Source organism: Roseivirga seohaensis subsp. aquiponti (genome assembly GCF_001267955.1).
GTDB classification, from domain to species: Bacteria; Bacteroidota; Bacteroidia; order Cytophagales; family Cyclobacteriaceae; genus Roseivirga; species Roseivirga seohaensis.
This window is the reverse complement of record NZ_JSVA01000005.1, coordinates 22231-44132: the sequence shown is the minus strand read 5'-3', so window position 1 is coordinate 44132 and position 21902 is coordinate 22231. Positions and strand designations below refer to the sequence as shown.

26 protein-coding genes and 1 tRNA gene are annotated in these 21902 nt (G+C 39.4%); 12 read left to right on the top strand and 15 right to left on the bottom strand.

Annotated features, from left to right (window positions below; genetic code table 11):
- Positions 1-133 precede the first annotated feature (133 nt).
- On the top strand, positions 134-1402 hold the full coding sequence (locus OB69_RS04395; protein ID WP_053222489.1) for an NACHT domain-containing protein: 1269 nt from the start codon (positions 134-136) through the stop codon (positions 1400-1402).
- Here the strand turns inward: OB69_RS04395 and OB69_RS04390 are convergent.
- Both OB69_RS04390 and OB69_RS04385 read right to left on the bottom strand, forming a co-directional pair.
- Complete coding sequence (locus OB69_RS04390) at positions 1382-1918, bottom strand: hypothetical protein (RefSeq protein ID WP_053222488.1); 537 nt, start codon at positions 1916-1918, stop codon at positions 1382-1384. The genes OB69_RS04395 and OB69_RS04390 overlap by 21 nt on opposite strands.
- A gap of 18 nt (positions 1919-1936) precedes the next feature.
- Complete coding sequence (locus OB69_RS04385) at positions 1937-5104, bottom strand: CHAT domain-containing protein (protein WP_053222487.1); 3168 nt, start codon at positions 5102-5104, stop codon at positions 1937-1939.
- Positions 5105-5188: 84 nt separating this feature from the next.
- Between OB69_RS04385 and OB69_RS04380 the strand changes: the two genes are divergently transcribed.
- Complete coding sequence (locus OB69_RS04380) at positions 5189-5929, top strand: sulfite exporter TauE/SafE family protein (RefSeq protein ID WP_053222486.1); 741 nt, start codon at positions 5189-5191, stop codon at positions 5927-5929.
- Here the strand turns inward: OB69_RS04380 and OB69_RS04375 are convergent.
- Positions 5915-6394 (bottom strand): nucleotidyltransferase, encoded by a 480-nt coding sequence (locus OB69_RS04375; protein WP_053222485.1) that lies wholly within the window; start codon positions 6392-6394, stop codon positions 5915-5917. The genes OB69_RS04380 and OB69_RS04375 overlap by 15 nt on opposite strands.
- Positions 6387-6572, bottom strand: coding sequence for a hypothetical protein (locus tag OB69_RS04370; protein WP_053222484.1), 186 nt, complete (start codon positions 6570-6572; stop codon positions 6387-6389). Before OB69_RS04370 ends, OB69_RS04375 begins: the two co-directional genes overlap by 8 nt.
- A gap of 55 nt (positions 6573-6627) precedes the next feature.
- On the opposite strand from OB69_RS04370, the gene OB69_RS04365 reads away from it, so the two are divergent.
- Positions 6628-7206, top strand: coding sequence for a Crp/Fnr family transcriptional regulator (locus OB69_RS04365; RefSeq protein ID WP_053222483.1), 579 nt, complete (start codon positions 6628-6630; stop codon positions 7204-7206).
- A gap of 66 nt (positions 7207-7272) precedes the next feature.
- Positions 7273-7842 carry a DinB family protein gene (locus OB69_RS04360; protein ID WP_053222482.1) on the top strand — a complete coding sequence of 190 codons (570 nt, stop codon included), beginning with the start codon at positions 7273-7275 and terminating at the stop codon, positions 7840-7842.
- A 38-nt stretch (positions 7843-7880) separates the two neighbouring features.
- On the opposite strand, the gene OB69_RS04355 is transcribed toward OB69_RS04360, so the two are convergent.
- The 3 genes from OB69_RS04355 to OB69_RS04345 form a co-directional block, all read right to left on the bottom strand.
- Entirely contained in the window at positions 7881-10280 is a 2400-nt protein-coding gene (locus OB69_RS04355) for an ABC transporter permease (RefSeq protein WP_053222481.1), read from the bottom strand.
- Between the two features lie 368 nt (positions 10281-10648).
- Positions 10649-10725, bottom strand: a tRNA-Ala gene (locus tag OB69_RS04350).
- 36 nt (positions 10726-10761) lie between these two features.
- Complete coding sequence (locus OB69_RS04345; protein ID WP_053222480.1) at positions 10762-11241, bottom strand: C40 family peptidase; 480 nt, start codon at positions 11239-11241, stop codon at positions 10762-10764.
- Between the two features lie 105 nt (positions 11242-11346).
- On the opposite strand from OB69_RS04345, the gene OB69_RS04340 reads away from it, so the two are divergent.
- The 3 genes from OB69_RS04340 to OB69_RS04330 all read left to right on the top strand — a co-directional run bounded on the left by OB69_RS04340 (position 11347) and on the right by OB69_RS04330 (position 13328).
- Positions 11347-12015 carry a CAP domain-containing protein gene (locus tag OB69_RS04340; protein WP_082338066.1) on the top strand — a complete coding sequence of 223 codons (669 nt, stop codon included), beginning with the start codon at positions 11347-11349 and terminating at the stop codon, positions 12013-12015.
- 12 nt (positions 12016-12027) lie between these two features.
- A complete protein-coding gene (locus OB69_RS04335; RefSeq protein ID WP_053222478.1) occupies positions 12028-12633 on the top strand; it encodes a hypothetical protein in 606 nt (201 codons plus the stop codon).
- 101 nt (positions 12634-12734) lie between these two features.
- Positions 12735-13328, top strand: coding sequence for a hypothetical protein (locus OB69_RS04330; RefSeq protein ID WP_053222477.1), 594 nt, complete (start codon positions 12735-12737; stop codon positions 13326-13328).
- Between the two features lie 63 nt (positions 13329-13391).
- Here the strand turns inward: OB69_RS04330 and OB69_RS04325 are convergent, their stop codons facing one another.
- Genes OB69_RS04325 through OB69_RS04305 form a run of 5 tightly spaced genes read right to left on the bottom strand, consistent with a single transcriptional unit; the run spans position 13392 to position 16172 of the window.
- Complete coding sequence (locus OB69_RS04325) at positions 13392-14153, bottom strand: hypothetical protein (RefSeq protein ID WP_053222476.1); 762 nt, start codon at positions 14151-14153, stop codon at positions 13392-13394.
- 59 nt (positions 14154-14212) lie between these two features.
- Positions 14213-14692 carry a DUF2306 domain-containing protein gene (locus OB69_RS04320; protein WP_053222475.1) on the bottom strand — a complete coding sequence of 160 codons (480 nt, stop codon included), beginning with the start codon at positions 14690-14692 and terminating at the stop codon, positions 14213-14215.
- A 2-nt stretch (positions 14693-14694) separates the two neighbouring features.
- Positions 14695-15255, bottom strand: coding sequence for a hypothetical protein (locus tag OB69_RS04315; RefSeq protein WP_053222474.1), 561 nt, complete (start codon positions 15253-15255; stop codon positions 14695-14697).
- Between the two features lie 58 nt (positions 15256-15313).
- Positions 15314-15601, bottom strand: coding sequence for a winged helix-turn-helix domain-containing protein (locus tag OB69_RS04310; protein ID WP_053222473.1), 288 nt, complete (start codon positions 15599-15601; stop codon positions 15314-15316).
- Complete coding sequence (locus tag OB69_RS04305; RefSeq protein ID WP_053222472.1) at positions 15591-16172, bottom strand: hypothetical protein; 582 nt, start codon at positions 16170-16172, stop codon at positions 15591-15593. Before OB69_RS04305 ends, OB69_RS04310 begins: the two co-directional genes overlap by 11 nt.
- A 115-nt stretch (positions 16173-16287) precedes the next feature.
- Here OB69_RS04305 and OB69_RS04300 point away from each other — a divergent pair, with 115 nt between their 5' ends.
- Positions 16288-17124: an N-acetylglucosamine kinase gene (locus tag OB69_RS04300; protein WP_053222471.1), complete on the top strand. Its 837-nt coding sequence runs from the start codon at positions 16288-16290 to the stop codon at positions 17122-17124.
- Positions 17125-17179: 55 nt separating this feature from the next.
- Positions 17180-17989 carry an N-acetylmuramic acid 6-phosphate etherase gene (gene murQ / locus OB69_RS04295; protein WP_053222470.1) on the top strand — a complete coding sequence of 270 codons (810 nt, stop codon included), beginning with the start codon at positions 17180-17182 and terminating at the stop codon, positions 17987-17989.
- A 67-nt stretch (positions 17990-18056) separates the two neighbouring features.
- Here the strand turns inward: murQ and OB69_RS04290 are convergent, their stop codons facing one another.
- Together OB69_RS04290 and OB69_RS04285 are read right to left on the bottom strand one after the other, a co-directional pair.
- Positions 18057-18656 carry a GyrI-like domain-containing protein gene (locus tag OB69_RS04290; protein ID WP_071426712.1) on the bottom strand — a complete coding sequence of 200 codons (600 nt, stop codon included), beginning with the start codon at positions 18654-18656 and terminating at the stop codon, positions 18057-18059.
- A 113-nt stretch (positions 18657-18769) separates the two neighbouring features.
- Positions 18770-19723 (bottom strand): helix-turn-helix transcriptional regulator, encoded by a 954-nt coding sequence (locus OB69_RS04285; protein ID WP_053222468.1) that lies wholly within the window; start codon positions 19721-19723, stop codon positions 18770-18772.
- 143 nt (positions 19724-19866) lie between these two features.
- On the opposite strand from OB69_RS04285, the gene OB69_RS04280 reads away from it, so the two are divergent.
- From OB69_RS04280 to OB69_RS04270, 3 genes are read left to right on the top strand one after another with little or no spacing between them, the layout of a single operon-like run.
- Positions 19867-20445 carry a methyltransferase family protein gene (locus tag OB69_RS04280; protein ID WP_053222467.1) on the top strand — a complete coding sequence of 193 codons (579 nt, stop codon included), beginning with the start codon at positions 19867-19869 and terminating at the stop codon, positions 20443-20445.
- Positions 20442-20642: a hypothetical protein gene (locus OB69_RS04275; RefSeq protein WP_053222466.1), complete on the top strand. Its 201-nt coding sequence runs from the start codon at positions 20442-20444 to the stop codon at positions 20640-20642. Before OB69_RS04280 ends, OB69_RS04275 begins: the two co-directional genes overlap by 4 nt.
- Positions 20643-20686: 44 nt before the next feature.
- Positions 20687-21259: a hypothetical protein gene (locus tag OB69_RS04270; RefSeq protein ID WP_053222465.1), complete on the top strand. Its 573-nt coding sequence runs from the start codon at positions 20687-20689 to the stop codon at positions 21257-21259.
- Here the strand turns inward: OB69_RS04270 and OB69_RS04265 are convergent.
- Positions 21209-21898, bottom strand: coding sequence for a SprT family zinc-dependent metalloprotease (locus OB69_RS04265; RefSeq protein WP_185096861.1), 690 nt, complete (start codon positions 21896-21898; stop codon positions 21209-21211). The two genes, OB69_RS04270 and OB69_RS04265, sit on opposite strands and share 51 nt — an antisense overlap.
- Between the last annotated feature and the right edge of the window lie 4 nt (positions 21899-21902).

Genomic DNA, 21902 nt, shown 5'->3' with positions numbered 1-21902 from the left:
TTGGACTCAATTCCTGTAGGCTTATCACTCTTTAGAAACCAGTAGGAATTCGTCCGTTAGCGCTGTGTCAGGTCGATCAGAAAAACCTTCTGTTTTTCCGGCTAGCTCTTTGCCCTGACCGTTTTGTATTTCAATGTTACGGCTAAAAGGAAGTGGGTATGATCTGATCAGATTTGATCAGATTTCGTCAGAAAATGCTTTATTTAGAAGGATGGGAAAAGTGGTAAATCCAATATTCAGGGAATTGATGGATATTATGGCAGATACTCAGGCTTCTGAAGTTGTGGATAAGCCTATATCACAATGGAAGGTGTCTCATTTCGATAGACTCTATGACGTCTTGGAAGGACACTCTATTCATCATAGATTACAGAGTACTGATGAAAATAAATCACACATTAACGCTCCTAAAGGCAAAACTTTTTATGAATGGATCAAAAAATATTACCGAGGAAATTACCCCCTAGACAATAAATCGATCAGAATAAATATGGAAGAACGCCTAGATCTGATTTGTCATTTTATTGCCTCCAAAAAGAATAACTCAAAGTTCCCAAACAACTGGCATGACTTTAAAACTGACCGGGGTTATAAAAGAACTGATAACCAAATACCAGCAGACCTGAAGGAAATAAACCTAGAGCCCCTTTCTCTTCAAGAAACTCTGATCCGGCTTTACAAGAATTTCAATCATACTTCTTTTCAGGTTCCACATTATAGAAAACTGCACCAGGTGAATGAGTACAAAATTACCAACCACTTTTTTCAAGAACCCAAAAGATGCTCCTTGCTTGGTCCTTCAGGTATTGGCAAAACTGCAATAGCAAAATGGTATTGTAACCAATGGGCCAACTCTCCAAAAAACCTGCTTCTTCCTATTTATGTCAACTGTGCCGAGGAATCCTTTACAGGTGATCTCAATGATTACATTCACTTAGAACTATTTCCGCACAAATCTCCTCAAGAGGTTATTGAGTTCTTAAATGTAAAGGATGGCTACAGACTCATTTTGGACGGGTTTGATTCACTTAAAGCACAACAAAAAGAAAACCTTATTGAGTATCTGGTTGGAGAAGGTGAAGGCTTGAACTACACGATTCTAGCTACTGTTTTTGCCTTTGAGCCTTACCAAAACGTAGTTCAGAGTAACTGGGAATTGATGGGGTTTGGTGCAGAATCGAGAAAATTATTTTTAAAAAAGGCATTGGGAAACAAAAGTCAATGTAGCGTAGAAGAGGTACTGAGCTTAATTGAACAAAGTGAATTTCTTTGGAAGTGCATGCGCTCCCCTTTATACCTATCCTATATAGCATCGATCGCTCAAACTGACGATGGCTTAGAGAAACTAAAAACACCTAAAAACACCCTTGAGCTTAAGAGGTTATTTCAAAGCTGTCAATAGATTGGCAGAGTCGCGTTGCTTAAATGGCAATTCACTTTTTGACCCCTTTATCTGAAAGTGAGCCTCCACAAAAAAGGTAAATGGGAGTTCATTTAAATCTTTGGGGAAATCCAGCAGCATTTGGGCTTTATAATCATCATTGATATGTTTTTCATCATCATTGAGCAAAGTCCAATTGGCACTTGGGCCTTCCTCCCCTGAGAATGTTTGATTGATACCATTATTTGAATGTTTATCTAACTGATAAATTTTCACTCTCTCTTCTTCTTCAAAGTCAACTTCAACCATAAGGTAAGTAAGGTGACACATAGGGTGCACAACTACTGTACAATGAAATGGAACCAAAATTCTTTCACTGAAAGGGTCGTTTGATTGGACAAGATCACAGTCACCAATAAATACCCTCACCTTATTTTTGTAGTCATTATAGTCAATCGATGCTTTGCTAAGCAGTATGCCTCTTTCACCTGCAGCCAGCTCATCAAATTCTAGTTCCAGTTCAAAAAGTTGTTTCATGTGCAATTCTATTTTCAGTTATTTCCATTGCCCTGTTAAAGTAAACGCTCCCCAATGATAGATATGTTCTGTTTTTGGGTTCGCAATCATTTTTTTTGCTGCCCGCTGAAGTGCCACCACCTTGGAGACACCCTGTTTATATTCATCATAAAACACCTTGAACAACAGGCTCGAAGAATAATCCTGAACCTTCCAAAGGCTGGAGACTACACTCTGACTGCCGGCATACAAAAAGGCAGTTGTCAGGCCAACCATATCATCGCCAATATTGTATGTCTGAACCCCGGTTTCGCAACCACTGAGCACTACCAAATCGTTACTGAACTCTTGCTCAAATATCTCGGCTGCATTAAGCTTTACATCACCCTTGAGCTTTAGGTGGCCTTCCATACCATCCTGCTTATACTCACCATGTCCTGCAAAATGCACTAGTTTAGATGATTGAAACGCATCTAAAAGCACTTGTTTGTCGATAGCATCTTCCAAAATTGCACCTACCGAAAACGCTTTGGCAATGCCTTCTGCCTCTTCTCTGGCATTGATAAGATCTTTGGTTGGGTTTCCAAAAACAGCTACCCCACTTCCATGATCAAAACTTTTCTTTTGAAGCATTTTGGATAGAATGGTAGTACTAGGTGCATAATGAACAGGATTTCTTTCTATCAAGTATTGTCCATCCAGCTTCAGAGTATGAAGAGGAACCCCATTCAGTTCTCCATACGGAACAATACAAACCACATCGTTTGGCTTAGACCATTCTGCAATAGGGGAAATGATGCGAGAACACTCTTCCCATACTTTAACACGGTTATTCTGATACATACGCCTCACTCCACCCTGGGTATGAAAGAAGCGTTTAACAGTAGCCAAAACTTTCTTTCCTTCCTGAGAAACTAGTATTGACCTCGGCTCACTCCAACATGAATGCATACCGATAAGGTAGATGTCATCAAGATAATACCAATATTGAACAATTAGATAGTTTTGACCTGGCTCCAGACAAGCAGTATCCTTCAGTAAGGTTTCCATAGTATCTGGCTCCTCTCCTTTCTTCTCGCTATGAATATCTAGTTCCTTGTTTGGCAGTAGTCTGGAAAGCAAAACCTGGGACTTGTTCTTTTCCAACACCCATAAACCAAAGCTAGGGTTATGGGTATCTCTTAGGGCAAAGAGCATTGCCGAAAACAACTGCTGATGGATTTCTTCTTGAAGGTTTTTACTGTAGTTATATGCATGTTGAAGACCTTGAGCTTGAGGTAAGTTAGCCCTAATAAGAAAGTGCACGATTTCAAAGGATTGTCTATAATGTAGTTCTACTATTTTTATCAACTCGTCTGATAGACTACCACAATTACTGATTTGCTCGTGTTTAGCGAGTGCCATATAAAAGTGAGCTCTTCTCTGATTGTAAGTATCGTTTATTTTGGAAAATAATTTTTCTGCAGATTTAACAGAAGTATAAATACCTTCATAAAGATTTAAGCTCCTTCCTTTTCTTGCCAAATTAAAATTCAATAATGCTAAGTACATTGTGTTATAGGCTAAGGGATTTGCAAGCTTATATTTTTCAAATATCCCTTTGGCATCCGTTTCCAACTCAATAGCTTGGGAAATATCCCCTCTCATTATGCAAACTTTTGCATAGGACTCCAATATTTGAGCGTACACTTTTTTAGCCTCTCTTGTATGCTTCCCCTCAACATATGAAAGCGCTCTTTGAAATTCAAGCTCTATTGCCAAAGCACTTCCCGTTCTCCATTCATGCCTTTCCATGAACTTTGCTCTTTGATAGAATAATTCTCTAAGTGTTTCTGCGCAGTTTAAATCTAGTTTTAGTAACTCATAGCTTTCAAAAGCACAGATGTAAGCAGATTCAGTCTTATCAAAAAGTATCTCTTTTTTTCCCTGGTAATAATATTGATTAGTATCTGCCAAGCATTTTTTCAAATCAGCAATGCCTCTTGTTAGCCCATACCTATTTAGCGCTTTGATTTCATCAACCAAGAATAACCTTGCCTCCTTATAGCGGCCATTAGCCACCATAGCATTCACTCTGTTAATAGCAAATGCTGCCCTCATGTATGAATCCGACTTCATTCCATCAACTAGCATTTTTTCAGCGGATTTAATCGTAATACCTAAAGTGGATAATTCATGAGCCTCTTTTAGTGCTCCTAATTGCTTGTCCAAACCTGCCCAATTATCAGACTTGAGGTTATTTACTATAGTTTGATATTTCGCAGACTCTTCGAATTGACCTGTGGTTTCAAACCAAGCAACTAGAATATTATAACAATTTACAGATTGACTAAACTCTCTCTCGTTTTTAAAATGATCAATAGCTGTATGCAAAAGTCGAACTCCTTCTTCATTGCCAAAATTGAGCAATGCCCTTCCTATCATATCACTAAGCTTTGCCTCGCCAGTTTTATGATCAATCTGACTGTATAATTCTTGAAGGCTTTTTAGGCAACGGTGGTAAGGGGCTTCAAGCCCACCATTCAACGCCCTTTCCAGAAGAATGCCCAATTCAACAAAATTGAGAGCACACACTCTGTAAGTATAATGTTTCACAAAACCCCAATCTCTGTAATATTTAATTAGAGACACTGCTAGATTTTTATCAGGCAATGGTTGGGATATCGAAAATTGAATTAGTTTATAAAGTTCTTTAAATGCATCTTCGTCTAAGCCCACCTCCAAAAACCTTTCAATCAGACTTTTTGAGTCTTGTATTATTTTACTCTTACTAAGGGCATCTCTCAAGCCAAGTTCTATTTTCAACATCTCCAATAAGAGTTGAGCACTCTTTAAAATACATTTTTCCCATTCTGATGATGCAGTAGAACCTTGGTTAACTATCTTTTTCACTATAGATTCTACACCTTCAAAAGATTGGTCTTTGGTCTGCCATTTTAATTTTTCATAAATCAGCCTCACTCTTAAAATAAACTCGGGGTTAACTAAGCGATCGAGCAACCAACTACAAAGGTTTTCGGCTTTAGTTATCTCTCCCCTTATTAAATAGATATTTACCTTGTGGAATTGAAGTTCATCCCACAAGTCATGATCTCTAGCCAGTAAATCGAGCTTTTCAAGATATTTACAATAGTCTTCCCTGTATCTCAAAGCATTGAATTCAGCCAGTAGCCTTTGACTTTCCTTAGAGTAATTCTTCAATTTCATGTTCCAATAGTTAGTGCGTTGATGCAATCTGGAATACCTTTGCCTTCTTAAAATGAGACATATTCATTAAAAACACCAGAATTAGTGTTATATATCATTCTACTATTATTTGTCGGCTTAATAGCCGGCTGCTTGAATACCCTAGCTGGCGGAGGTTCTCTGCTTGCTTTACCTGTGATGATATTTTTAGGCTTGCCTCCCAATGTGGCTAATGCCACCAATAGAGTTGCCATAGTTTTGCAGAATATTTTTGCCGTACTCGGCTTTAAGAGTAAGGGCGTTTCCGTGTATCCATTTAATGTTTGGCTGGGTATTTCTGCTTTTTTTGGATCAATTGTAGGTGCTTTCTTGGCGGTCGATATTAATGAAGAGCTCTTTAATAAAATTTTGGCCTTCGTAATTGTAGGGGTTGTAGTTTACATGGCCATCAATCCGCTCAAATATTTCAAAAAGGAAGAAAACACGAGCAAAAAGGCAACCTTAACTTCTATCTTCATTTTCTTCTTTATAGGTATTTACGGAGGCTTTATTCAGGCTGGAGTAGGCTACCTAATGATTATGGCGCTCACTCTGGTAAATGGTTTTAGTTTGGTAAAAACCAACAGTATTAAAGTATTTGTAGCCCTTACCTATACTTCGGTAGCCTTGGCTATCTTCATTTATTATGACATCATCAATTGGGAATTTGGTATTCCTTTGGCCATTGGCCAAGCGGTTGGTGGTTGGTTATCGAGCCGATGGAGTGTAAAATTAGGCGACAATTGGATTCGCTATTTTGTGATGGTCACTGCTTCAGCCTTTGCGATTAAGCTATTCTTCTTTTAGTTTTTTGGCATAGTAAGCTTCAGCTTCTTCCAATTTCGATAGGTCATCTAAGTCTTTATATCGCTTCGATCGGGATTTTTCATTTTTCAAGTCTTGGAAAGAAATGACTTTTATCTCCGTTTCTTCAATTATTCGGGTTTCGGCTTTTTCTAGCGCTTCATTAAAGCTTATTTCCTTACTGATATTGATTCTTGTAAGTAATTCCACGGTGTAATTTCCTTCTGAAAAGCTCACAATATTATTTTTAATAAGCTCATTTTTAGCTTCTTCTGAAAAATCATAACCCATTTTGTAAAAAGCATCTCCAAGCTTAATCAAATTGCTTTCGTCATTCGATACCCATAAATCTAAATCTCCGGTGGAACGGTTGTAGCCATAAAAGTTCACGGCAAATCCTCCAATGACCATGTACCGCACACCACTGACATTAAAGGCTTTGATCACATTTAGATAAAAATCATCCATTTCTCTTCTTCAATTGAAAGCCCCTAGGTTCTTTTTTATTAGGCTGAAATTTGTTCATGATTTTGATCTGGTTCAACAACCAAAGAATACGCTCTTCTGGAGTTCGGTTTAACGACTGCTCCAACATAAACCGTTCGGATTCTTCGTGAGACTTAAAAATACGGATTGACTTACCCATACCTAAAGCTATCAAAAATGACTACGATTTAAAACGCTTGTGCTATTTTAGATTCATGGAAGAAGTATTGCAGCAATTAGAAAAGAAAGTCCGAAGCATTGTCCAGCCCAACGATCAAGAATGGCAAGCTTTCACTCAAAAATGGAAACCCTTTTCCTTCGATAAAAACCATAGAGTGACCGACCTGGGCCAGGTTGAGCCTTACTTTTATTTTATTTCAGAGGGAGTCATTCGTGGCTACTTTATAAAAAGTGGAGAAGAATTTAACATCGGCTTCTCTTACCATGGCGAATACAGTGGTGTTTATGACTCTTTCATGCTACAAAAACCATCTCAATATGCGCTTGAAACGCTCACCGAAACTTTTGGAATACGAATTAAATACCGTGATTTAATGCCCTTATTTGATCAATATAAAGTCTTTGAGCGTTGGGGACGTCTTTTCAACCAAAGTGTATTAGTAGGTTTTGGTATTTTCATTCAGTCTATTTTGGCCGATTCAGCCGAAGAGCGCTTTAACCGATTAATGCAGCAAAGCCCTCACATTTTTCAGCTGGTTCCGCAAAAACATTTGGCTTCCTACTTAGGCATGTCTGCTGAAACCTTTAGCCGAATGAGAAAAAAGACGATGTAGTTCTTTCTTGATTTAAATCAAGTTTTCGTTCGAGCACCCAGTTTAGCTTTATGAAAAATTAAAGGCATGGCAATAAGCACTCAGAAATATCTAGATGGGGTTATAAGCGAACTTGAGCAAGCAATAAGCCGAGTAGAAAAACTCACAGCAAATTTAGATGAGAAAACCCTAAACCAACCCGAATCAGATGGCAAATGGAGTATGCTACAATGTATTGAGCACATTACTTTGGCCACAGCGGTTTATGTAAAAAACTTCAATGAGAAGCTAAATGGCCAGCAGCTTCCGGCAGCAGCAGATAATTATAAAGGTCATTGGAAGGGTAAAATGTTTGCCAAAATGAACGCTCCAAAACCCGAGGGAGAAATCCCCATGAAGTTGAAAACCTTCAAATTTCTAGAGCCCAAAAGTCAACTCAATTCAAATACTGTAATGGCCGAATTCAAACTGGTTCATGAACAGATGATCGCCTTGGTAGATAAAAGTCGTGGGGTGAATATTGACCGTATAAAAATACCTACCGCTTTAGGCTCAATGGTGAAACTGAGATTGGGCGAAGCGCTTCGTTTTATCGTTGCCCATACGCAGCGCCATTTGGTGCAGCTGGAACGCATCAAAAATACGGTAACAAAATAAGTTAGGGGAAAGGCACTCTTTCCCCTAACTTAAGATTTCTATTCGTCTCTCAATCGTTCCGAAGGATTTGAAACCGCAGCCTTAAAGGTTTGGAAACTTATGGTGACAAAAGCAATGGCACCTGCTATAAGCGCGGCCAGTAAAAATGGCGAAACCCCCAGCGTAGTTCTGTAAGCATATCCTGCCAACCAGTCGTTCATAAAATACCAGGCCACAGGGAAGGCCAAAAGCATGGCCACAGCAATAAGAATAACAAACTCTTTTGAAAGAATGCCCACAATTTGCTGCACCGAAGCACCAAGCACTTTTCTGATGGAAATTTCTTTACTTCGTTGCGACACGGTAAACGATGCTAAACCAAACAAGCCTAAACAAGCTAAGAAAATAGCCAAGCCTGAAAACAAAGTAAACAACTGACTACGTTGCGTTTCTGTAGTATAAAGGTTCTCGAAACGATCGTCCAAGAAATTATAATTCAATGGTGCATTGGGTGAAAAGTTTGCATAAAGTTCTTCTACTTGTTGAATCGCACCTCTAATGTTAGTACCCTCAATTTTGATAGAAAGATTACGCATTTGGTTAGGGCGATTGACCATAATTATAGGAGAAATCTCGCTTTGCAACGACTCGAAATGGAAATCTTTCACTACCCCTATTACTTTGCCACGCACCCCTGCATAAATCATGTTTTGCCCTATGGCATCTTCTGGGTTACCCCAACCAATCACCTCCACCGATTTTTCATTTAAAACAAATGAAGCTGAGTCGGTAGCAAAATTATCGGAAAAATTGCGCCCACTGGCCATTTCCATTTGGTAGGTTGGAATAAAGTCAGGGTCAACAGATAGACTTTTTATTACCACCGGAGTTGGCAACATCTCTCCGTTTACTTCAGCCTGTGCTCCTTGCGAATCTAACAACTGGCCTGAAGGCACTCGACTTGATCCGCCAACCATTTTCACACCCTGAATGGTAAGCAATTCATTTTTAAAGGCGTCATACTGATCGGCTACTTGCTGACTTACCCCCATAATCATCATTTGCTCACGGTCGTAGCCTAATTTTTTATTCTGAATAAAATCGAGTTGTTTGAACACCACAATGGTAGAAACTATTAAGATTACAGAAATGGTAAACTGAACCACTACCAAAAACCTTCTTAAGTTGCCACTTTTGGCTCCTCCTGTTAGCTTCCCTTTTAAAACTTTTAAAGGTTGAAAAGAAGACAAATAGAAAGCTGGGTAACTGCCCGAAAGTACACCCACCACAACGGCACTGGTTAAAATAACGGCTACCATCGGAAGGTTAGTAAGCAAGTCAAACTCAAGTTGTAGGCCGGTAAATGCCCTAAAATAAGGAAGTATCAAAGAAGTTGCTCCAACGGCCAAAAACAAGGCGAAGAACACTAATACAATGGACTCCACTAAAAACTGATTGATCAACTTGCCTTTTCCTGCCCCAAAAACTTTACGCATTCCCACTTCTTTGGCGCGCGTAGCAGAACGGGCAGTGGCCAAGTTCATGTAATTGATACAAGCAATGGCCAAAATCAAGAAAGCAATGGAAGCAAAAATATAAACATAAGTAATATCACTGTTCTGTCCTTGTTCGTCATCCAAGTTAGAATGTAAATGGATATCTGTAAGTTTTTGAACGTGTAAGGCTGTCCAAGTGGTAGCCTCCTCATCAATGTGTTTATTTAAAAAATCACCCAATCTGCGTTCAATTTCACTGATCCGCCCCTCAGGTTTTAGGGTAAAGAAAGTAGAGAAATTATTGCTCCCCCAGTTTTGCATCATCGCTTCTCTACCTCCATAAAATGCCTCAAGCGGTGTCATTTCGGCTAGAAAATCTACTTGAAAAGAAGAGTTTTCAGGTAGCTTTTTGAAAACGCCTTTCACAATTAAATCCGCCTGAGAAAGAAAATTAATCGACTTACCAATGGGATCTTCATCTCCAAAATATTTATAAGCCATTTCGTCTGAAATCACTACAGAACCTGGTTGAGTCAATGCCTGTACTATGTCTCCTTCAATTACATCGAAGGTTAGAATTTCAGCTATTTCAGCATCTGCAAAGTAGAAGTTGTCTTCATCATAGAGCCTGTTGTTGTATTTTACTGGGCCGCCCACCGACATCATTCGGCCAATTTTCTCTATTTCTCCAGAAAAATCTTCCTTAGCCAATGGCCCAAACGGAGGAGCCAATCGTGACAGGTGAAGAGATGTAGAGCCATCGGGACTAATGAACTCACGTGTAAACCGATAAATATTATCTGAGTTGTCGTGAAACTTATCATAACTGGTTTCTTCAGAAATGTAAAGTCCAATCAGCATACAGCAGGCAAGCCCAACTGACAAACCCAGAACATTAATGATGGAAAAAACCTTGTGGCGCTTTAAGCTGCGCAAAGCAATTTTAAGATAGCTTTTAAGCATTGTGTTGTTGTTTGAGATTTGAATTTGTTTCTATCCGTTAAACCACCTTTTTCAGACCTGAGACAGCTTAACTGGTTAAAGATAAATAATATAGCCGAAAGTTGCACAGGCAAAAAGTTAGATTCTAGAAACTAGAAGTTGAGTCATGGGCCTGATAGGCTAAGGATAAAGAAGTAGAACTGTTTGGTTAAAATGCTCTACTAGAAACCAAAAAAGCCTCGCATTTCTGCAAGGCTTCAAGTTTTGTGAAGAATACCGCCCCGAAGCCTCGGGGCGAACCGATGTCCTTCCCGAAGCAAGTTCGGGACGCTCTAGCCAGCTGAGCTAACAGCAAAAAAGCCTCACATTTCTGTGAAGCTTTTTACTTCTGGTGGAGAATACCGGAGTCGAACCGGTGACCTCTACACTGCCAGTGTAGCGCTCTAGCCAGCTGAGCTAATCCCCCAAAAGGTCGGCAAATATACAAGGCCAAGTATATAAATCAAAGCACTCTTCTGGCTCGTTTGAATCTTTGTATATAATAAGGTGAAAATAGGTTGCTTTCTGTTACACCAAGCGAGGTAGAAGCATGGATAAAACGGATGTCGGATTTACTTCTTACCGCAGTAACAATGCCGGCATGGGTAATTTCATTTTTCTTCTTACCCGTAGCAAAAAACACCATGTCGCCTGGTTTTAAATCCTTTAATTTAATCTTCTCACCAATTTTCGCCTGATCTTCCGATACTCTTGGCAATTGAATTCTGACACTATAATAAGCGTGATAAAGAAGTGCCGAGCAGTCTAAACCTACCCTAGTGGTTCCTCCATATTTATAGGGTGTACCTACATAAGACCGCGCGGTTTGAATTACGGTGTTGACTTTTTGATCTCTTCCTTTCTTTGTTCCTGCGCAGTCGGTCAGAAAAAACAGCGAGAAAACTAGAAGGGCTGATAAAATTAAGACTTTGTTATACTTCACTTAAAAATATTCTGTTTGAGTAAAACTAATATAAAATGATTTTAAAGTAGAACGATTTTCGGATTGAAATCCCGCTATGTCTTAAATTAACGTATATCTTCGTGCATGAAATCCCACAAATTTTATATTCTTCTGGCTTTAATGTTGGGCTTTTGCTCAACCTTAAGCGCTCAGCGAAAATGGGATGATAAATATTATAAAGAATTGAATGACAATGATTTCAGGTCATTTAAACTTTTTAAAGCTCCAATTGATTTAGATAAAATTAACTATAAGGTACTGAATGCGGCCTTATTTTTTGTTACCAACGAAGCCAGAATAGAAAAAGGCATGAAGCCCTTGGACTATCAGCCCAACCTAGAAATTATGGCTTGGAACCATTCTGTTGAAATGGGTGAAGAAGATTTTTTCGACCACATTAATAAAAGCGATAAAAAACGAAGGACGCCAGAAGAGCGAGCCGCTTTGGCAGGAATTACCAACCCTAGCATTTCGGAAAATATATCGGCTGTTGGAGGAGTATACTTTGGGTCTTACCTAGCGCTGGCCGATCATATTGTTGACAAATGGATTGACTCTCCTCCACATGCCAAAGCAATTTTTAGTGAAAAAGCTATTCAATTAGGCTGTGGAGCTTATTATTACAAAGGCGTTTGGCAAGGCAACAAAGCCATTTGGAAACAAGGTGATGGTTTCTGGCTGGCTACTCAAAACTTTCAGTCTTTTGCCGAAATTGTGAGTGAAAAATCAAAAGACAAAGACATCAAAAACTAACCCCAAACAAATATGATTAGAATTCTATTGGCTGTTTTAATAACATTCAGCTGTTTATCACTTTCCGCTCAAGAGCTTTCCAAAAAAGAAACAAAAACCATTAATAAAAGGCTAGACTCTTATGTCAAACTCATAAAAAAAGAAGACTATAATGCCTTAATGAACCTTATCTATCCAAAAATATTTGAGGTAGCAACAAAGGAACAAATGATCGAAGTTTTTAATAGCCTAGAAGCACAGGGGTTCGATATGATTTTTGAAGAAATGAAGATTACGAGTTTGAAACCCGTTTCAATCAGTACATCTGCCAGCTACGTACTTTGCCCTTATGATATGAAAATGAAAGTTGCGTTGGTTAATAAAGAAATGCAAAATCCAGAAGTAGCCAATAGCATGCTAGAGGCATTCAAAATGGTGTATAGCACAGGAACCGTAAGCTTGGACAAAGAAAATTACACTTTCCAAATTGCAGGAAAGAAGCACTTAATGGCCATTCAAAACAGCGACTATGGAAAAGATTGGTATTTCGCAGAATTTGACCAAAGCAACCCAATGCTACTTAACATGATGTTTCCTGAAGAGGTGATTAAAAAAACAAAAGAGTTAGTTAAAGACTGAAACTGCAACTTATCACGTTGAATAATCGTCTTCCGTTTTTAGCCTAAGAGATAAATCAAAAAAGGCCTGAAACTTGTTAATTAGAAAGAAAAGAATTGAACATGAGAAAATATATTATAGTGTTTGCCATTGGAATGCTCTCTTCAGGGCTTATGGCACAGCCTTTAAGCAAAACCGATTCCGAAGCCATCAATGCAAGGTTTAGTAAGTTTTTAGAACACACTTCTAAACAAGAGTTTGATAAACTTTTGAATTTCTTACACCCGAAACAGTTCGAAGGCAATTCCTCTGTAAGTATGAAAGAAATGGCTCAGATGCTACAGCTAATGAGGATTAAACTGGAAATGGAAAATGTAGAAGTAGGAAGGTTAAATGGATTGAGTCCGCAAGGGAATAACAAATATGCCTTAGCCGATTATTCCATGGATTTGAAACTTACTTTAAATGAGCAAAACAAAGCCTTTGCCGATCAAATTGTAAATGGATTAAAAGGTGAGTTTGGTGCTGGAAATGTAACTTATGATGCCTCGAAATACCTAATTACCGCCAAGGGAGCCAAAAACGTAATATGGGTGAAGGAAAAAGCACTGGGTAACGATTGGTACTTAGTAGATTTTGACCCTCAAAGGCCGCAGGCTTGGAAGAGCATTATACCTGAAAAAGTACTTTCAGAAGCTGCAACTAAAACAAAATAAACTTAATAAAAGCCCTTCAACAGTTGAAACAAAAACTGTTGAAGGGCTTTTACTTTCACCCCTTTATTTTCCTCCGTTTGCTTTTAAATCGGCCAAGCATTGGGCATCTAAAGCTGGAGGAGTACTCATTCCCAATAAATCATTCAAACCCGCAGTAGATTCCACTGCAAAATACATCAAGCAATCATCTACATCGCAGTGATGTCCATTCGCCACATCTTGATGATCACTTTGTAATGCTGAACCTGTATTCACTAAGCCCAGAATATGGCCGAATTCATGTGCCATTACACTAGAGGTTAAAAGCGATGTAGAAGACTGACCAATTCCACCTGAAAGTTCTTCGATTCTACTCTGGAAAAGCACCATGGAGGTATTCTTATAAGCTACACCCAATACGTTTTCGTTAGGGGCATAACTGCCATCGGCAAAGAAGAGATAAACACCCAAAGTCGACTCATTATTGAACTTCAAGCGGTTGGCCGTTTCAATATCCACCAGTTCCTGAAGGCTATATCGGGATTTACCTGGAGCAGAAATTTGACGGGTTACCACAGAAATCCCTCCCGGCTTATTCAATCGTTCGGCTAAAAAGTTTCTGATATAATCCACACTGGCAGATGGTGGTTCAAAACCTGCTGCATACACCAGTTCTACTTCTAATCGATTATAATTTGAAGACGCTAAAAGGTCATTGGCCGACTCACCCACAGCTCGGTTATTCAAATTTCCGCTTCCACCTCCATTCGGATCCGAATCGCCTCCGCAAGCCACCAAAAGCAAACAGAGGGCAACAGAATATATAGCTGACTTTATCTTCTTCATAACCACTAAACTAGTAATCACTTACGATGTTTAAATACGATTTGGTTTAAGTTTCTCGATTAATTCACAAAAAGCGACTTTGCCTTCTTTTTAATAACAAACATTCCTATCAAGCCCGTTAACATTGTAGCAAGCATTACCACCCACCAAAAATACTGCATGTCGAAAAAGCGCACTCCTACCTCGGACCAAAAAGCACAATAAAGCCCCACTACCGACCAACTCATAAAATAGAAGTGTTTTTTGTACCAATCCTTACTCCTTCTTATGGCCGGAATTACGCCTAAAAGCACAGTAACTAAACTGATAAGCGCAAAGGCATGGAATAGTGAAAAGCTTCCGAAATTATAAATACCAAAACCACTGAGGTTCATGAATACCATCGCTATTACATAGGTATAACCTAGTTTTCTATGTAAACTGGTTCCCTTTGCATTTAACACTACCAATGCTCCAAAAATCATGGCCAACACGGCACAACAGGTATGAAACAGCCCCAAATACGAACTAAACACCTTTAAGCTTTCTAAGAACCCCATAGCTATTTGAGCTTAGTAAGGTTCATTTCCAGAATGGTGAAGGCCTGTCCACTGGCCGTGATAAACTCTCCTGTTTCATGCCAAGCATCCGTACCTAGTGTAATGGTGTAACGAATACTTCCTCCGGGTACATCGAAACCCCAAATAAACTGACCTTGCTCATTAATTTTACCTGACGATAAGGCTTGATTTCCATCAGCAGTCAGGGATTTCATTTCGTATTGCTTCTTTTCATTGTTAAAGTATAGCACCCCCAGAGACTCAAAACCTATCTTTCCATCAGATTTATTGCGTCCAATTCCTTCTGCAAGAATTGCGTTACCTCCTACTTTAAGTTGAATATGCTCTTCTACAGTAAACTCTGTTTTTTGCTGTGTTTGATCTATAGACCAACCTTCGCCTTTCCATTTACCAACCCAAGTAGAGAGTTTTTCCATGGCCGCTACACTAGTTGTACTCATTTCTTGGGCCTTTGCTACATGATTTACAAGTGCACCATAAAGCACTACGATAAAAATAAAAATTGCCTTTACTGTCTTCATTTTGATTGATTCTGTTTCCATGATTTTAAATTTAAGTTTTACAAACTAGTTTATATTATAAACCATAATTGCAAAAAAATTATGGCTTCAAATACTGTTGAATTTCTTTTACGTAAGTGTCGAATGCGTCCACTCCCTTCTGAGTTATCTTACAGGTGGTTTTAGGCTTTTTGCCTTCAAACTGCTTGGTAATTTCTATGTAACCTGCGGTGGAAAGCTTATCTAGCTGCACACTCAAATTCCCTGCAGTAGATTCCGTTTGCTCCTTTATATATACAAAATCCGCAGTTTCTACACTAATCAGCAATGACATTACGGCCAACCTAAGCTGCGAATGTAAAAGCGGATCGAGTTGATTAAACCCCATGTTTTCTGAAATTTGCTTTCATAATATACCCCGGCACCAAGTAACCAATAGCAATACCGCCTGCCAAAATTAGCATTTGATAGTTTTCTGGTTGTCTGAAGGCGATAAACGCCAAAATCCAGAATACCAGTCCGCCAATTTGCAAAGGTCTAAAGCCCATCATTGCCCCAGATACTGCTGTGCCTACACCTGCCAAAAGTAATATGAAAGGAACAGTATTCCAGCCAATAAGCTGACCATTAAAAACAATGGTGAACATGGCCATACCCAAACTGAACCATAGCCAAGCATACATCTTATCGGTATAATTCTTTACCTGGCTTTTCTTACCACGCCTAGCTCCCACCACGCCAGAAACAATCGCCCCTACGATAGTAAGCGACCAACCAATAAACGGGTATTCAAAGTCTGTAAAAGTAGATAAGTAGTAATGCCCAACACTAGCCACTAGAACAATCCAGCCCCATAAGAGAAAAAAGAAACTGTTATCTGAGTAGCGCTTTCGTGCCTTTCCAATCATCGACTGAATAAGCGCCATGCTTTCCTGAGGGGTTAATTCTTTTTCTTCCATTTTGAATTATTTTTTCAAATGTAAAGTAGTTTATTTTATAAACCAAATACATACACGAACTGAATCATCCTAAGGTTTCGTTCGAATTGCTATTTTTGATTTTCCATAATAAAGCATGACCAAAGTATTAATAGCAGATAGCGGCTTTACAAAAACCGATTGGCGACTGATTGGTGCCGATGGCAGTATTGAACAAGCCCGAACCACAGGGATTAACCCTTATTACCAAACCGAAGAAGAAATTCTATTGGTGATTCAAGACCTGCACAGCCAGTTGCCCGATAAAGTAGACGAAATCTATTTTTACGGAACGGGCTGCTCTTCAGGTACTAACCGCGACAAAATAGCCAAGCTCTTGAACCGTTATTATCAAGAGGCTAAGATTGATGTGAACCATGATTTATTGGCTGCTGCTCGCTCTTTGTGTGGTGACGAAAAAGGCATTGCATGTATCATAGGCACAGGTACAAACTCATGTCTTTACGATGGCAGTAAAATCATTAACAATGTCCCATCCTTGGGTTGGGCCATAGCCGATGAAGGAGGAGGAACCTACCTAGGAAAAACCTTAGTTACCGATTATTACAGAAAAGATATGCCCGAACATTTGAGGGTTATTTTCAAAGAGCGTTTTGGGCTAAATAAGGATGCTTTTCTTACTGCAATTTACCAAGAGCCTATGCCCGGTCGTTTTTTGGCTAGCTTTGCGAAGTTTATTAACGAACACATTAGCGAGCCTTATATGTATAAATTAGTGTACGATGCCTTTACCACTTTCATTATAAAAAACGTAGTGAAATATGAAGGCTACAAAGAAGTACCTGTCCATTTCACGGGCTCAGTAGCCTATTACTTCAATAATATTTTACGCAAAGTAGCAGTAGACCAAGGCATTTACATTAAACATATTACCGAACATCCTATTGCTGGCCTTACGCTTTTTCACCAATAAATAGAGGTCAATAACCCTAAATTGGTTTCTTTGCATCACCTAGAATACAAAACCCATGAACATCACCGAATCAGAATCTAATTACAACTCGCTTGAGAAAATGTCGGTAGCCGATTTGCTGGCTAATATTAATAAGGAAGATCAAACGGTTTCTTTGGCTGTGCAAAAAGTCATTCCTCAAATCGAAGCTTTGGTCAATCAGATTGTTCCTCGGATGCAAATGGGCGGAAGGATTTTTTACATTGGTGCTGGTACCAGTGGGCGTTTGGGTGTGGTTGATGCTTCGGAATGCCCTCCTACTTACGGGGTCGAACATGGTGTTGTAGTGGGCATTATTGCTGGTGGGGACACTGCCATTCGTAAAGCCGTAGAGAATGCCGAAGATGATGAAAATCAAGCTTGGGAAGACCTCCAAGAACATATCATCAACCATAAAGACACGGTAATTGGCATTGCCGCTTCGGGCAGAACACCTTATGTAATTGGTGGACTAAAAGAAGCGCGTAAAAACGATATCCTTACAGGCTGTATTGTTTGTAATCCAGATAGCCCTGTAGCTTGGGAAGCAGAGTATCCGATTGAACCCATTGTAGGTCCAGAGTTTATTACTGGCAGCACACGCATGAAATCCGGTACTGCTCAAAAGCTTGTACTGAATATGATTTCTACCTCGGTAATGATTAAACTAGGCAAAGTGCAGGGTAACAGAATGGTTGACATGCAGCTTTCGAACAATAAACTGGTAGACCGTGGTACAAGAATGATTATGGAGATGTTACAAATCGACAGCCCCACTGCAGAAAAGCTACTTAAAACACATGGCTCCGTAAGAAAGGTGATTGACTTTGTGATGAATCAGGGGTAAGAATAAAGCCCAAAGCCGTCTGCTCTGGGCCAGTGAAGATTAGAATTGTGTTGTTTTGAATGGATTGTTATTTCACTGCATATCTGAGAATAGTTTTAAGTTTATCTTCTGCTGTTTTTCTTGGGTCGGAAATGTAGATTTCGTGGTGCTGACCATTCACTTCTAAGTCATTGTCCTTCATGAAAGCGAAGATTTTCTCCAGCGTTCCGCGCTCGTCATAATACGAACCTATGTGTAATGCTTGAACTGATTTTCCTTCATGGATGGACTCGAATTTAAGCTGGTGGTCGTTGGCCAGTTTGCCCTCTTTCACCAATTGATCAACAACGAATTTGAATTCCCCCTCTCCAACAAAATCGGGCATACGGAACATAATTTTCCAATACCATTCTTCCTGAGGCGTTTCTTCAAAAGGCAACTCTCCTTCTACCCACCAAAAAGCTTCCATCTTCGGAACAACAAAGTCCATTCCCTCATTTTTGTGAAAGAATTTAATGCCATAAACGAGCTTATATAAATCGTCAATGGCGGCTAAAAAAATGGGGGCATTTGGCGCAGAATTGCCTTGAATGGTGATGTACTGATAGGGCTCCAATTCTACCAACTGAGGATTGGCCTTGGCCTTGTAATATTCTGGGTAAGCTTCGGTGAGGTTTAATTTCGACATGATCATAGGGTTCTATTTTTGGCTTAAAAAATTGATTATGCATCAAAGTAAATGGCCACTAGTGACAACCCTATGTCAGTAGATTTTAGAAAAGGTTGATTTTTCTTATTTCATTAAACCGAATAACATTTCTGCAACTCCTCAATCCGCTCCTTTACCATAGCTGTAAGTTTTGCTGGAGAAATAATCTCAACCGCATCACCTAAAGTAAGCACCCATCGAGAAGTGTAGTTTAAGCTTGGCGTTAAGAATTTCATTTTAATGTGCGTTTCGCCCACTTCTTCGCTAACAAAACCCTGACTATATTTTTGTTCTGAAATATAGCGCGCCACGGTTTTATCAATGTTAATTACTACTTCTTGCAAGTCAGTACTAAAGGCAATTTCTTCTAAAAACTGACTAAAACTAGGCTGATGACCCGTATCATAAGTTTCATCTAGCTTTTCCAATTTCACTAACCGATCGACCCGAAAATCTCGAGGCGCTTGTCTTAACCTACAATATGCAAGCAAGTGCCACCTTCCTGCATAAAACACTAAGCCAATCGGCTCAATATCGCGGGTGGTAAAGTCGCCTGAAAAGCTAGAATAATACCGAAAGCGCAATACCGATTTATCAATCAAGGCCTGCTGAATAGTGGCTAAAAAATTATTCGGGAAGCCTTCCTTTTCTACCTGAGGCAAATGCCGCACAACAATTTGGGATTCGAGCTTTTCTATTTCGTCCTTCTCGCTGCTCTTCAACACCGATTTAATTTTCAACATGGCCTCGGTAAAATTCTTTTTAATAGACACGTCAGTCTGCCCTTCAATTAGCTTTGCCCCCAATACCAAAGCATTGGCCTCTTGCTGCGTAAACATTACCGGAGGCAAGTGATAACCCTCCATTATGAAATAGCCTTTTCCAGCCTCTGCACCAATAGGCACACCAGCGTCTTCCAAAGCACGCACATCACGATAAACGGTTCGTAAGCTAATTTCAAAACGATTGGCAATCTCTTGGGCGGTAACCACTTTCTTAGATTGAAGTTGGACAAGAATTGCAGTAAGCCTGTCGATACGGTTCATAGGTAGGTTTGGCTGTTAAAAAAATTAGTAAAACGAAGATAATAAATGCAGCTCATAAGACCCTTTCTAGAAAAAATAACATAATTCGCACAAGGTTTTAAACGGTTATTCAGGGCAAAAAATAATGACTATCATTGCCTAGTATGTTACTTAACCATTTGATCTTTTTTGGCTGTTGGGCATTGTTTTATACAATCCATAGCCTGTTGGCTTCAAATGGTATTAAGAGCAAAGTAGCTTTAAACCCCACAACATACCGGCTAATTTACAGCCTATTTTCTACCCTTAGTTTTGCTTTTATTTTACTACTGGGCGCCAGCATTTACAGCGCCTTTGTTTTGCCTCCCAGCCCAATCACTACATACATAGGCTTAATGTTAGCAACTTTTGGCCTTTTTGTCATCAAAAGGTCATTCAGAAACTATAGTCTTCGTGTATTTTTAGGCTTAAAAAAAGAAAGTCAATCAGACCAAACACTAAAAAAAGATAAGCTTCAATCGAAAATTCGCCACCCTTTATACACCGGTACAATTCTGCTTTTTCTAGGCTATTTTATTTATAATCCACTTTTGGTCAACCTCGTCAGCTTAGTGGCACTGCTGGCTTACCTTCCTTTTGGTATTCGATTGGAAGAAAAAAAACTCATTCAACAATTTGGGGATGAATATCTTGAATATAAGAAAAGCACCCCTGCACTTTTTCCAAAGATCAAATTCTCATGAAACGACAAACCATTGTAAAGCTAGCTACTGCTGTCGCTATTTCAGGTGTCCTACTGGTCATAGGTACGCTGCTTTCTCGATTAATTTTCCATATTGAAACTTCTGAAAAAAATACGCTTTTAATAATTGGTTTCACAATGATGCTGTTAGGCACTCTTTGGAAAGTAGTTATGGAAATGAATAGTAGAGAGGATTAAACACCACTTTTGGAACAAAATTCTCCTTAGGTTGTTTTGCTCCTATGCACACCATTGAACCTCACTACGGCTGGCTCAAATACTACAATGTAGCGGAAGACGAGAATTCTCCATACGATGGAAAAAGCTACAACTTCGATTTGTATTCCGACACCATTTACGGCTACTATATCGATCCGCACTGGGACTTTATGGGATCGGAAACGCTCTACATCAAAGTGCTTTATGCCGATTACGATAGAGGTTTTATGGTGATTGAATTTATTGGGGAATGGAATGATGCGCTGAACAACGACATTATGCACCTCAAACGAAATATCATCGATCATTTTACCCCTTTAGGGATTAATAAATACATTTTAATTGGTGAAAACGTACTCAACTTCCATGGCTCTGATGATAGTTATTACGAAGAGTGGTTTGATGATGTGGAAGAAGGATGGATTTGCGGCATCAACTTCAGAGATTTTGTAGTGGACGAAATGAGAGTATATAATGTAGACAACTACTTAAACTTTGGTGGCGACTTGGATATTGAAAATTGGCGAACCCTAAAGCCAGAACTTTTATTCGAAAAGGTTGATTTGATTATTAGCCGTAGAATTGACCTTCTTTGATTTCTTAGTAGGAACTACTTTTGGCGATTCTGCAGTTGCTTCTTTGTTGATCGGACTGATTTCAGCAATTTGAGAAATAAGATATCGCTTATTATTGGCCAAGTCCAAACACAAAGCCCGTGTTCTCCTTACCTCTAGCTTTCTGAATTTCCTTTTTCTCAAGAAAAACTCCTCACCTATAATCACAGATTCAAGAATTGGCTGCGAAGCAGTATGAACATCATATTGTGCGAGTACCTTCACCAATTTCGGGTCGGCTGCTGTGCTCGCTTTGGGGTTCTTCATATGTTTAGCCAAAACACGAAGCACATCGTCAGGAAAAACGCTTGGATTGAGCATGGGTAACATCAACTCCTGAAATTTGCTTTTCCACTGCACACCATGCGGCAACTGTCGCGACCGAGGTTTATGCACCACCCTGTGCGCCACTTCATGGATGTAGGTAATCAAAAACTGATAAGGATTAAGATCGGTATTAACGGTAACGGTATGCGATTGTGCTCTTGGGTCGTAGCGGTAATCGCCCAATTTCGAAAGCCTTTTTCTATTTACCTTAAATTGAAAAGGGTAAAGTTCCCAAAGCTTAATACAATACTCGATTGCGGCTTCAGGAACTTTACCCTCCAACTTTGACCTCACATTT

Bases quoted from the DNA above. Each gene is read 5' to 3' on its own strand.
- OB69_RS04395 (WP_053222489.1), top strand. From the start codon at position 134: ATGTTACGGCTAAAAGGAAGTGGGTATGATCTGATCAGATTTGATCAG.
- OB69_RS04390 (WP_053222488.1), bottom strand. From the start codon at position 1,918: ATGAAACAACTTTTTGAACTGGAACTAGAATTTGATGAGCTGGCTGCA.
- OB69_RS04385 (WP_053222487.1), bottom strand. From the start codon at position 5,104: ATGAAATTGAAGAATTACTCTAAGGAAAGTCAAAGGCTACTGGCTGAA.
- OB69_RS04375 (WP_053222485.1), bottom strand. From the start codon at position 6,394: ATGGATGATTTTTATCTAAATGTGATCAAAGCCTTTAATGTCAGTGGT.
- OB69_RS04370 (WP_053222484.1), bottom strand. From the start codon at position 6,572: ATGGGTAAGTCAATCCGTATTTTTAAGTCTCACGAAGAATCCGAACGG.
- OB69_RS04365 (WP_053222483.1), top strand. From the start codon at position 6,628: ATGGAAGAAGTATTGCAGCAATTAGAAAAGAAAGTCCGAAGCATTGTC.
- OB69_RS04360 (WP_053222482.1), top strand. From the start codon at position 7,273: ATGGCAATAAGCACTCAGAAATATCTAGATGGGGTTATAAGCGAACTT.
- OB69_RS04355 (WP_053222481.1), bottom strand. From the start codon at position 10,280: ATGCTTAAAAGCTATCTTAAAATTGCTTTGCGCAGCTTAAAGCGCCAC.
- OB69_RS04340 (WP_082338066.1), top strand. From the start codon at position 11,347: ATGAAATCCCACAAATTTTATATTCTTCTGGCTTTAATGTTGGGCTTT.
- OB69_RS04335 (WP_053222478.1), top strand. From the start codon at position 12,028: ATGATTAGAATTCTATTGGCTGTTTTAATAACATTCAGCTGTTTATCA.
- OB69_RS04330 (WP_053222477.1), top strand. From the start codon at position 12,735: ATGAGAAAATATATTATAGTGTTTGCCATTGGAATGCTCTCTTCAGGG.
- OB69_RS04325 (WP_053222476.1), bottom strand. From the start codon at position 14,153: ATGAAGAAGATAAAGTCAGCTATATATTCTGTTGCCCTCTGTTTGCTT.
- OB69_RS04320 (WP_053222475.1), bottom strand. From the start codon at position 14,692: ATGGGGTTCTTAGAAAGCTTAAAGGTGTTTAGTTCGTATTTGGGGCTG.
- OB69_RS04315 (WP_053222474.1), bottom strand. From the start codon at position 15,255: ATGGAAACAGAATCAATCAAAATGAAGACAGTAAAGGCAATTTTTATT.
- OB69_RS04310 (WP_053222473.1), bottom strand. From the start codon at position 15,601: ATGGGGTTTAATCAACTCGATCCGCTTTTACATTCGCAGCTTAGGTTG.
- OB69_RS04305 (WP_053222472.1), bottom strand. From the start codon at position 16,172: ATGGAAGAAAAAGAATTAACCCCTCAGGAAAGCATGGCGCTTATTCAG.
- OB69_RS04300 (WP_053222471.1), top strand. From the start codon at position 16,288: ATGACCAAAGTATTAATAGCAGATAGCGGCTTTACAAAAACCGATTGG.
- murQ (WP_053222470.1), top strand. From the start codon at position 17,180: ATGAACATCACCGAATCAGAATCTAATTACAACTCGCTTGAGAAAATG.
- OB69_RS04290 (WP_071426712.1), bottom strand. From the start codon at position 18,656: ATGTCGAAATTAAACCTCACCGAAGCTTACCCAGAATATTACAAGGCC.
- OB69_RS04285 (WP_053222468.1), bottom strand. From the start codon at position 19,723: ATGAACCGTATCGACAGGCTTACTGCAATTCTTGTCCAACTTCAATCT.
- OB69_RS04280 (WP_053222467.1), top strand. From the start codon at position 19,867: ATGTTACTTAACCATTTGATCTTTTTTGGCTGTTGGGCATTGTTTTAT.
- OB69_RS04275 (WP_053222466.1), top strand. From the start codon at position 20,442: ATGAAACGACAAACCATTGTAAAGCTAGCTACTGCTGTCGCTATTTCA.
- OB69_RS04270 (WP_053222465.1), top strand. From the start codon at position 20,687: ATGCACACCATTGAACCTCACTACGGCTGGCTCAAATACTACAATGTA.